Source organism: Acidilobus sp., from assembly GCF_049973875.1.
Taxonomy (GTDB): domain Archaea; phylum Thermoproteota; class Thermoprotei_A; order Sulfolobales; family Acidilobaceae; genus Acidilobus.
The window spans coordinates 69,262-79,017 of record NZ_JBMFJI010000006.1 but is presented as its reverse complement, the minus strand read 5'-3'; the positions used below and the strand labels follow the sequence as shown (position 1 = coordinate 79,017).

General features: G+C 60.2%; 10 protein-coding genes and 1 tRNA gene. 6 read left to right on the top strand and 5 right to left on the bottom strand.

Features of this window, described 5'->3' with window-relative positions; all coding sequences use genetic code 11:
- The 3 genes from ACP5H1_RS03825 to ACP5H1_RS03815 form a co-directional block, all read right to left on the bottom strand.
- On the bottom strand, positions 1–817 hold an 817-nt coding region (locus ACP5H1_RS03825), incomplete at its 3' end, for a triphosphoribosyl-dephospho-CoA synthase (protein ID WP_427971901.1).
- The gene (locus ACP5H1_RS03820; protein WP_427971899.1) at positions 795–1,283 is read right to left on the bottom strand and encodes a protein-tyrosine phosphatase family protein; all 489 of its coding nucleotides are present in this window, start codon (positions 1,281–1,283) and stop codon (positions 795–797) included. The genes ACP5H1_RS03825 and ACP5H1_RS03820, both read right to left, overlap by 23 nt.
- Positions 1,267–1,971: a uracil-DNA glycosylase gene (locus ACP5H1_RS03815; protein WP_427971897.1), complete on the bottom strand. Its 705-nt coding sequence runs from the start codon at positions 1,969–1,971 to the stop codon at positions 1,267–1,269. The genes ACP5H1_RS03820 and ACP5H1_RS03815 overlap by 17 nt, the downstream gene beginning before the upstream one ends.
- Before the next feature lie 220 nt (positions 1,972–2,191).
- On the opposite strand from ACP5H1_RS03815, the gene ACP5H1_RS03810 reads away from it, so the two are divergent.
- The 3 genes from ACP5H1_RS03810 (at position 2,192) to ACP5H1_RS03800 (ending at position 5,307) form a co-directional block, all read left to right on the top strand.
- Positions 2,192–3,238, top strand: coding sequence for a hypothetical protein (locus tag ACP5H1_RS03810; RefSeq protein ID WP_427971894.1), 1,047 nt, complete (start codon positions 2,192–2,194; stop codon positions 3,236–3,238).
- Between the two features lie 67 nt (positions 3,239–3,305).
- The gene (malQ, locus tag ACP5H1_RS03805; protein ID WP_427971892.1) at positions 3,306–4,781 is read left to right on the top strand and encodes a 4-alpha-glucanotransferase; all 1,476 of its coding nucleotides are present in this window, start codon (positions 3,306–3,308) and stop codon (positions 4,779–4,781) included.
- 61 nt (positions 4,782–4,842) lie between these two features.
- Complete coding sequence (locus tag ACP5H1_RS03800) at positions 4,843–5,307, top strand: DsrE/DsrF/DrsH-like family protein (protein WP_427971890.1); 465 nt, start codon at positions 4,843–4,845, stop codon at positions 5,305–5,307.
- A gap of 122 nt (positions 5,308–5,429) precedes the next feature.
- Here ACP5H1_RS03800 and ACP5H1_RS03795 read toward each other — a convergent pair whose 3' ends face one another.
- Together ACP5H1_RS03795 and ACP5H1_RS03790 are read right to left on the bottom strand one after the other, a co-directional pair.
- The gene (locus ACP5H1_RS03795) at positions 5,430–6,206 is read right to left on the bottom strand and encodes a metallophosphoesterase family protein (RefSeq protein ID WP_427971887.1); all 777 of its coding nucleotides are present in this window, start codon (positions 6,204–6,206) and stop codon (positions 5,430–5,432) included.
- 145 nt (positions 6,207–6,351) lie between these two features.
- Positions 6,352–6,429: transfer RNA gene (locus ACP5H1_RS03790), tRNA-Val, on the bottom strand.
- A gap of 106 nt (positions 6,430–6,535) precedes the next feature.
- Here ACP5H1_RS03790 and ACP5H1_RS03785 point away from each other — a divergent pair.
- Genes ACP5H1_RS03785 through ACP5H1_RS03775 form a run of 3 tightly spaced genes read left to right on the top strand, consistent with a single transcriptional unit; the run spans position 6,536 to position 9,746 of the window.
- The gene (locus ACP5H1_RS03785; RefSeq protein ID WP_427971885.1) at positions 6,536–8,026 is read left to right on the top strand and encodes an MFS transporter; all 1,491 of its coding nucleotides are present in this window, start codon (positions 6,536–6,538) and stop codon (positions 8,024–8,026) included.
- Between the two features lie 43 nt (positions 8,027–8,069).
- Positions 8,070–8,936 carry an AmmeMemoRadiSam system protein B gene (gene amrB / locus ACP5H1_RS03780; RefSeq protein WP_427971883.1) on the top strand — a complete coding sequence of 289 codons (867 nt, stop codon included), beginning with the start codon at positions 8,070–8,072 and terminating at the stop codon, positions 8,934–8,936.
- 21 nt (positions 8,937–8,957) lie between these two features.
- Positions 8,958–9,746, top strand: a complete 789-nt coding sequence (locus ACP5H1_RS03775; RefSeq protein WP_427971880.1) for a hypothetical protein — start codon at positions 8,958–8,960, stop codon at positions 9,744–9,746.
- Positions 9,747–9,756: the final 10 nt, after the last annotated feature.

The following is a 9,756-nucleotide window of genomic DNA, read 5'->3' as shown; positions in this document are numbered from 1 at the left end:
GGGAGGCCGCCGCGCTCAGAACGTCGAGAATGGAGCCCAGGCTCCAGCCCCGGGACCTCCACATCCTGTCTAACAGCTCAAAGTTGCTCGCCAGCGAGGCCTCGGCAGTTGCTATGAGTGACGCCCTGACCCCCTTAGACCTTGCGAGAAGGGAGTCATGAACAGTTGAGGCCAGGTATGAGTAAGCTCTAACCAGGGCCCTCTCGTACCCCTCCCTAACCTCCTTCCTCATAATCTCAACCGCGGCCTGCGTGAGCCTGTAGCCGTTGACCACCTCCTGGGACGTTATGTCGTCAACGGCTTTTAGCACCTCCCCAAGGCCAACCGTGGGCCTGCCCTCGCTGACGTCAGGAAGGGGCCCCCAGTACCTGCCCAGGTGAGACGGCGTAAAGAGTCTAAGGAGCTCATAGTAGGCCTCGGAGGCCCTTGGCGTTGACCTTCTGACCAGCTCGCTGGCCGCCCTACAGAGGTCCTTAGTGCCTGGCCTGCCCGGCGACGCCGAGGCCAAGGGAATTATCATGAGGGCCTGGCCCAGGCCGACGTTTGTCCTTAGCCCCATCCCCTTAACTGCCCTCAGGTACTCCTCGAGGCCGGCCGCTATGGGGTCCCCCGCCCCCTCAGCGGCCTTAACGCAGGCGGCTAACGCGCCCCTTTCCACGGCCTCGTGGTTTAACGCGAAGTCGAAGATGTCCTTGTCCTTCTGGCCCTCAACCCTCGTCACCGCCCCAGGCTTTGGGTGCGCTAGGGGCTCAAGGATTGCCCCGAGGGAGAGCGCTGAGGCGTTGACCATGCACTCATACGCCTGAGAGGACGTCACCGAGACCCATCCCCTGCGACAGCTCCCTTATTGTGCCCCAGGGCCCCAGCCTCCTCTTCATTACGTCCAGCAGGTCCAGGAACATCAGCTGCTCCTCGGACTCCGGCCCGCAGCCCCTGGCACCCTCAAAGGCGTTCACTGCCTCCTCAGGGCTCATGCCGCGGAAGAGCACAAGGTACCCTGAGACCACTGTTCCAGTCCTGCCGCAGCCTGCGTAGCAGTGCACGTAAACCCTCCTGCCCTGCTCAAGGTGCCTTGCTATTGCAGCGATGGCGGAGGCCGTGTTGCCTATGGGCTCCACCTCCATGTCCCTTATGGGGTAGACCTCCCTTGAGGAGCCCGTCGCCTCCGCCGGGCACGAGGGCTCAAGCGTTATGATCACGTCCACCTTTATGCCGTACTCATCTAAGTCGACGCAGCCCGGCCCCGCGTAGAGGTTAGGCGCCACCTCAGCTGGGCCTCTCACACTCATCACCTATGCCGGCCAGCTGCTTAGCCCTCTCAAAGATGTTCCTGAGGTCCCCTATCGTCAGCGTCCCGGTGTTAACGTTCCTCGGGCTCGGGTGGTAGCTGGCTATGAGCCACCTGCCGTCCGGCAGCCTGTACTCGGCCCCGTGCCTAAACTCAAACCTGACGTTAAAGACCTTGCAGAGCTGGTCGAAGGCGAGCCTCCCCAGGGCCACGAAGACCCTGGCGTTTGGCAGAAGGCCCAGCTCCTCCTTTAGGTACGGGAAGCAGTTGTCAATCTCCTCCCTGAGGGGCCTGTTGTCCGGCGGGGCGCAGTGAAGCGACGCCGTTATATAAACGTGGTACACCTGAAGCCCGTCGTCCCTGCTGACGCTGGTGGGCTTGTTGGCCAGGCAGGCCTCGTAAAGCGCCCTGAAGAAGTTGTTCCCTGACTGGTCCCCTGTGAACATCCTGCCCGTCCTGTTGCCGCCGTGAGGGGCCGGGGCCATGCCGACCACCACTATTGGGGCCAGGGGGTCCCCAAGGCTTGGAACCGGCCTCGACCAGTAGGCCTGGCCCCTGAACCTCCTGGGCGGGTTGAGGCCGACCTCGACGTCAAACCTCCTGAGCCTTGGACACCTGTTGCAGCCCAGTATGGCGTCCTGAAGCTCCCTCAGCCTCCTTAGCCTCTCCTCGAGCTCCTGCAAGCCGCTCCCTCTTGCTGGCTCTCCCCGGCTATACCAATAAGCCCGATGCTAACTTAAATGATTACCCTGGGAGAATACCTTGTCTTTTAGAAACCACAAATATGCCTGCCTATACCCGGTCTTTTAGAAACCACAAATATGCCTGCCTATACCCGGGCACGCAAGGTATTTCTCCTTATAGAGATAGGCATAAGCTCACCGCCCCTTAGGGGGCACGCAGGTGGGTAAGGTGAGGCTCCTTGGCGTCCTTCTTCTCGCGGCCCTTCTCATGGCCCTGCTGCCTTCCGTGGCCGTGGCTCAGTACGGCTACGGGACCTCGGAGGTGGTGGTGAGCGCAAATAACGTCACGCTCTACCCTGGGGGCTCCACGACGGTATCGTTTACTGTTAAGCTGGTGAGCGGCAATACCTGGGGGACCAACGTCAAGGTAGTAACGTCGTCCAGCTATATAAGTGCCACCGCGTCACCCTCTTCAGGAGATCCCACGTTTTCAGGCAAGCTGACGATAACCGTGGCCTCCAACGCCCCTCCTGGGGTCTACGAGGTCAACGTCAGCGCCACGGGAGACGACCCGTCAAGCTCGCCAGCAACCATCTACGTCTACGTTAAGTCCAATACTACTACGACGACTAGCACTACCACTACCAGTGTGACCTCCACCACGACTACAGCGCCGTCCAGCGTCGCTACGACTACCGTGACTACAACGAAAACCATAACTACTACAAGCACCTATACCACTACCGTGCCATCGTCCTCACCTTCAAGCTCAAGTCTCGCGCCTCTCGCCGCGTTTGTCGTTGTCGTCATTCTTTCGCTGGCCGCGGTCTTTGGCCTAGGGCTCCTCGGGCCGCGCAGGTCGGCGCCAGCGCTGTCGCTGCTAACGTTCATCCCGGAGGGCTACTTGCTGGCATTTGACTCTGCCCTCAGGGCCACGGCCCCCCTTCACTACTACTTGCTTGCCGCCTACACGGCCTTCAGCGCGGCGGTGGGGGTGACGCTCCTCCTGAGGCCCCTGAGGGCGACCTATGCGCTCACAGCTGTCATAGCTGGGCTCATGACGCTCGCTATGATACTTGACGCCGCCCTGGGGCTCCCGCTCAGCTCCGTGTACTCCCCAGGCTCCATGGCCGGAATTGACTACCTGTTCGGCATGGGCCTAACGCCGTTCTCGTCGCTTGGGGTGACGCTCTCTTTCGCCTCGCTCATGCTCTTATCGGCCGGCGCCTCAGGGGCCTCAATAAGGGCCTTGAGGGCCAGGGCTTGAGCCAGGCGGGCAGCCCCTTTTCTTAATAAACTTCTTTCTTTGCCAACGTTTCAGGCGGGGAAGCTAAGTGGAAAGGGGAAGCGGCCTGCTGCTGCACATAACTTCCCTCCCAGGCTCCCCTTTAGTGGGTGACCTGGGCCCCTCAGCCCACGAGTTCCTCGAAATACTTAGGGAGGCGGGGCAGAGGTACTGGCAGGTGCTGCCCCTAAGCCCCACCGCCCCTGAGCACGACAACTCGCCCTACAGCGGCCTCTCGGCCTTCGCCGGGAACCCCATAATGGTGAGCCCCCAGCTGCTGGCAAACGAGGGGCTCCTCACCGCTGAGGAGCTCGCCTCCATCCCGCGGGGGGAGCCGAACAGGGTGGACTACGGGCTTGCTTATGAGCACAGGGCGAGGCTCCTCAGGCTGGCCTTCTCAAGGTTTAAGCCCAGCGGCGACTACGACAGGTTCCTTGACAGGAACTCCTGGTGGCTTGAGGACTACGCGCTTTACGTCTCGCTGAGGGAGCACTTCAAGGGCTCCGACTGGTCCTCGTGGCCCGAGGGCCTCAGGCGCAGGGACAGGGGCGAGCTGCAGGCCTGGCGCGAGAGGCTGAAGGAGAGGGTGGAGCTTGAGTACTTCGTCCAGTACGAGTTCTTCTCGCAGTGGTCCTCGCTCAGGGCGCATGCGAGGAGGCTCGGCATAAGGATAATAGGCGACATACCGATTTACGTGAGCTACGACAGCGCCGACGTGTGGTCAAACCCAAGGATATTCAAGCTGGGCCGCGACCTCAGGCCTACCTACGTCTCCGGGGTGCCGCCCGACTACTTCAGCAGGACCGGGCAGCTGTGGAACACGCCCGTCTACGACTGGGAGTCGCTCAGGAGGGAGAGGTACTCCTGGTGGATAAGGAGGTTCGCCCACGCCTCGGAGCTCTTCGACGCGGTCAGGCTTGACCACTTCAGGGGCTTCGCCGCCTACTGGGAGGTGCCGGCGGGCGAGAGGACGGCCGTCAACGGCAGGTGGACCAAGGGCCCTGGGGAGGACCTCTTCAGGCGGGTTATGAGGGAGGTGCCGAGGCTCCAGCTCATAGCTGAGGACCTGGGGTTCATAACGCCTGACGTGGTGCAGCTCAGGGACAGGCTCGGCCTCCCCGGCCTCAAGGTGCTGCAGTTCGCCTGGGACGGTAACCCAAACAACCCGTACAAGCCGCACAACTACGGCAGGAACTTCGTTGTTTACACGGGCACCCACGACAACAACACGATAGTTGGCTGGTTCCTCCGCGAGGCCTCCCCCAGGGCGAGGCGCGAGGCAATGAACTACATGGGGCTCAGGGATGTTAGGGGGATAAACTGGGCCTTCATAAGGCTCGCCATGATGAGCGTGGCGGACGTGTCAATATTCCCAGTCCAGGACGTGCTTGGCCTGGGCCCTGAGGCCAGGATGAACACGCCGGGCACCGTTGGCAACAACTGGAGGTGGAGGCTTGACTCATTTGATGGGCTCAGGAGGGCCGCGGGGAGGCTCAGGGACATGGCCAGGGCCTACGGGCGTTAGCTTACTCTATATAGAGAAAGTTATAATAGCCTCAAGCGTTTTCTAAATGGCAGCGAGAGCCTTGAGTGAGGGGAAGAGGAAGCTGGGTATAGTGTTCGCCTCAGGCGCTTCCAACAGGATATGCTGCCTGATAATATACGGCGCCACGGCGCTGGCCATGGGCTACGACGTCAGGGTGCACCTGGTCAACGAGGGGCTGGTTGCCTTTAAGAAGGAAGTCCTTCCCAGGCTGAGCACTGATGACGTAGACCTGACCACGTTCCCACAGTACTTCAAGCCCTACGTGGAGACCTACCTGAAGAACCTCAAGGAGTCGATCAGCTCTGGCAAGGTAAAGGACTGGTACTCGTGGATAAAGGAGCTGAAGGACCTCTACAAGGACTCATTCAAGATATACGCCTGCCCCCCGGCGGCCCAGTTCTACAACGTTAAGAAGGAGGACCTGGCTGACGTGGTTGACGACATAAAGGGCGCCGAGGCGTTCCTTGACGAGGTCTACGGGGGCCCCATACTCTACATAGGCTGAGCCGACACCTCTTCAATGGCGTTTTGGACCCACCTGCTTTTCGGCCTCGCACGAGAGCTTTCAATCACCGCTTCAGCCGGTTCGCTACCGCTCATCGGCCACTGGTCCTTTGGCCTGGAACGTTAATTAGCTGAGCCCCGGGCCCTTGAAGGCACCCTGGCCTCTAGGAACATCAGCTTAAGGGCGCTCATGTAGGGCTCCGGCACCCCGAGGGCCTCAAGGTCCCTGACAACGAGGCTGGCGTCATATTTGGCCCTCTTTAGCTCCACTTCGCCGTTCTCAGTGTCGATGACAGCGTAGGCCGCCCTCGGGTCCCCATCCCTTGGCTGGCCCACGCTGCCTGGGTTCACGAGGAGGCTGCCCCCGATCCTCCTCACAAACTGGTAATGCGTGTGCCCCACCAGGTACAGGGAATAGTCCAGCCTGCCGCCGGTAGGCGGTGAGAGCCTGAGGCTCCTCGTGAGCATTTTCTTCACGGAGTCGTCGTCAAGCCATGGGTAGATGTAGCCGTAAAGGGGGCTTGAGGGCGAGCCGTGAACCGCCAGCGACCTCCCCATGCGGCCCAGGTCGAGCTCCAGCCTCTCAGGCCATGAAGCTATGAGCGCTAGGTCGCCATCTGAGACAAGCCTTTTCGTGTAGTTCTCCCTGAAGAAGACGCTCACCCAATGGGTCTCCTCGCCGCACATGCAGTCGACTCCATGGACCAGGGCGTTATCGTGGTTCCCCATGACAGCCCTCGCGCCAACGGACCTAAGCACGTCTATGACCTCGCCCGGCCTTGGACCATAGTCCACGGCGTCCCCAAGAAACAGCACCTCGTCGTAGCTCTCGGAGCCAATAACGGCGCGTAAGGCGTAAGGGTTTCCATGAGCGTCGCTCAGCACCAGCAGCTTCGTCATAATCCCTGGCCCTGAAGCTCCCTACGCTCGCCGCTGATAAACTTAAATAAGGACATCTACGTTCGCGGCGCGCTTGCCTTCATAGCACAAAATTAATGGCAGGCCTCACCTTCAGGCGGCGAGGAGGTCAGCCAATACAGGCAAGTGGTGGGCCCGGCCGGACTTGAACCGGCGACCTCCGCCGTGTCAGGGCGGCGTCCTAACCAATCTAGACTACGGGCCCACCAGCACTCTTGGCTTTCGGCCTAGTTTTTAAGCTCTGTGCAGCCGCAAAAGTCAATAGTAAGGTATAAGATATTTCGATTAACTTGATACTCAAGGCGGCCGGCTTGGAGTATAAGTGGAAGGCGCTGTCAGTTACAAGCGTCGGCTCACTGATGTCGGCAATAGACAGCACCGTGGTGCTCCTGGCCCTCGTTCCCATAGCTGAGGACCTTCACGCCGACTACGTAACTATAGTCTGGATAGTTGTGGCCTACCTGCTTGCCAACACCTCTCTGGTGCTCACCTTTGGAAGGGTCGGCGACACCTACGGGAGGAAGAAGATATACAACGCCGGCTTCGTGGTGTTCACAATAGGCTCCCTGCTCTCGGCGCTGTCCCAGAGCGGCCTTGAGCTGGTGGCCTTCAGGGCACTGCAGGGCATAGGCTCTGCTATGATGCTATCAAACTCCCTTGCAATAATTTCTGAGGCGTTCCCAGTAAACGAAAGGGGCAGGGCGCTGGGCATTAACTCCATAGTGTGGTCCTCGGGCACTGTGCTGGGCATAATCCTGGGAGGGCTAATAATAACATATACCACGTGGAGGTGGATATTCCTGATCAACGTGCCCATAGGAATCTTTGGGACGCTGTGGGCTTACGTGACCCTCAGGGAGACGAATTTCAGGAGGGTCGGCGAAAGCTTTGACGTGCCCGCGGCCGTCCTGTTCACTTTGGGCATACTTGCGCTTCAGCTGGGCTTCACGTTAGGCCTCCTAAGGGGATGGTCCGACACGTACACGCTGCTGTCATTTGCAGCGGCACCCCCGCTGCTCGCGGCGTTCGCCTTCTGGGAGCTGTATAAGGTTAGGGATCCTATCGTAGACCTCAGGATGTTTAAGTATAACAGGATGTTCACAGCATCGATATTCACGGCAACCGTGCAGAGCCTGGCGATGTTTGCGGTGAACTTCCTCCTCCTGTTCTACCTTGAGGGCATATTCGGCCTGCCGGTGCTGACGGCCTCCTACTTAATAATACCCATGGCAGCCGTCAACATGATAGCTGGCCCCATAGGGGGCAGGCTGACCGACAAGTATGGCCCGAGGCCAATAAGCACGGCGGGCCTCGTAATACAGGGCGCCGCGCTGTTCCTGCTAGCGATGATGAACGCGAGGACCCCGCTCTGGTGGGTTGCCATGGTGGAGGGCATCTATGGCCTTGGAGGCGGCCTCTTCTGGCCCTCAAACACGACTGCCGTGATATCGTCAGCTCCCAGGGAGAGGTACGGCGTCGCCTCCGGGACCCTGACCACGTTCAGGAACACAGGGATGATCCTGAGCTTCGCCGTCTCCTTGACGTCAGTGACGGCGGCCCTGCCTGCGTACTACGTCTACCAGCTCTTTGTCGGCACCCTGAGCGGCCACCTCCCCTCCTCGTTGATGATAAGTTACCTCAACGCTCAGGCCTTCGCCTACCATGTCTCCCTTGGGCTTCTGGCCATAGCCGTGGTGCTCTCGGCCCTCAGGCCTTCGGGCACCCTCGCCAGGCACTCGGGGATGAAGGAGGTCGCCGCCCACCCCATGGTTAGGGCGAACGATGATAACGGCAGGAGCTAACTGTTTAAATTTTGATCACCCAGCTAGCCCAGGTGAAGAGCTGGTGCAGGAAATAAGGAAGCCCGCCCACGCTGGCAGCTTTTACCCGGCTGACAGGGATGACCTGGTAAAGTCGATAGAGTCAAGCTTCCTCCACAGGCTTGGCCCAGGAAAGCTCCCCCAGGCGCCGCCCTCAAGGAACAGGACAAGCGTCGGCTACCTGGTGCCCCACGCAGGTTACATGTACAGCGGCCCCGTTGCCGCGCACAGCTACTATAACATGGCCCAGGAGGGAGCCCCCAAGGTGGTTGTGGTGGCGGGCCCCAACCACACGGGTCTCGGCGAGGCAGCCTCGCTCTGGCAGGGGGACGCGTGGGAGACCCCCCTTGGAACTGTTGAGGTTGACAGGGAGGTCGAAAAGCTGATAATATCAAATACCAAGTACTTCACCTTCGATAACGAGGCGCACCTGTACGAGCACTCGGTTGAGGTCCAGGTCCCATTCCTTCAGTACATCTTTGACTCCAACTTTAAGCTCGTCCCCATAGTGATAAAGCTTCAGAACCCTGAGGTGTCCAAGGACCTCGCCGACGCCCTAGTCAAGATAATTAATGAGAACGGCGTTGACCTGCTCTTTGTGGCAAGCAGTGACATGAACCACTATGAGCCACACGACGTGACCGTCTCAAAGGATAACGAGGCCCTGAGGTACGTGGAGTCCCTGGACCCCGAGGGGCTTTTCAGGGTGCTCGAGGCCGACGACATAACCATGTGCGGGCCGGGCCCAGCGATGACGCTGCTTTACATGGGGAGAGGCCTGGGCGCCACCAGGGCCGTCGTATTGAAGCACGCAACTTCAGGCGATGTGACCGGCGAGAAGGACTGGGTAGTCGGCTACGCCTCCGCCGTGGTGCCGCTTCCCGGCAAGTAAAGATATCTATGGTGGCCTCCCTTGAGGCTCTCGCTAAGGCTGCCCCTCATAGTGATGGGCATTCCAATAGATGAGGTGGTAAACCCATACCTAGTAGTGCCGGGCGAGCAGGTGAAGTTTGAGCTGAAGTACCAGGAGAACTGTGAAGGGGCCGACCTCAGCGCCGAGGGCCTGCCGCAGGAGGTTGTCGGAAAGGCCAGGGAGTTCTGGAGAAGGCTGATGAGTGGCCTTAACATGAGCGACTGCTCCTACGTTAAGCCAGAGGGCCTGCCCCAGAGGCGGCCTGCCGCGAGCGTCTATGCGGCCTTAACAACGGCGCTCCTTTACCTCACCGCCAGGTCGCACTCGGACACCATGGACGAGCTGGAGATAGTTGAGATGGGAAGGATGTCAGACCCCTGGGGGGAGGGGGCCACGTGGTGGCAGAGCTCCATAGATGCCATGAGGTACGTGGCCGCCAGCGGTAAGGCCGCTGCGTACAGGAGCGAGGATGAAGTCGTTGACCTGCAGTTGGGCCGGGTGGACCTTAACATGGAGGTCAGGGCGTCCTCTGTTGTTGGCAGGGGGGCCACCAGGCAGGAGCTTGGCGAGAGCCTCTTTGACGCGGCGGTTCACATGATAGGCCAGGCCGTCGTGGACCTGTCTGACTCCCTCACGTCAGGCTCCCCGCTCAGGGGCGAGCTGGTTAAGAGGCTGAGGGTCCAGAACGCGGCAGCCTACCTCTTCTATGGAGTGCAGACGCCCCAGGGGGAGTGCGAGTGGGTTCCAGGGCTTCCCGGCGAGCTTGAGCTGGTGTGCCTTACGGCCTAGGCTTATTTTC

What these genes read in the sequence shown, in the direction of transcription:
- ACP5H1_RS03795 (WP_427971887.1), bottom strand. Translation starts at nt 6,206, where the DNA reads ATGACGAAGCTGCTGGTGCTGAGCGACGCTCATGGAAACCCTTACGCC.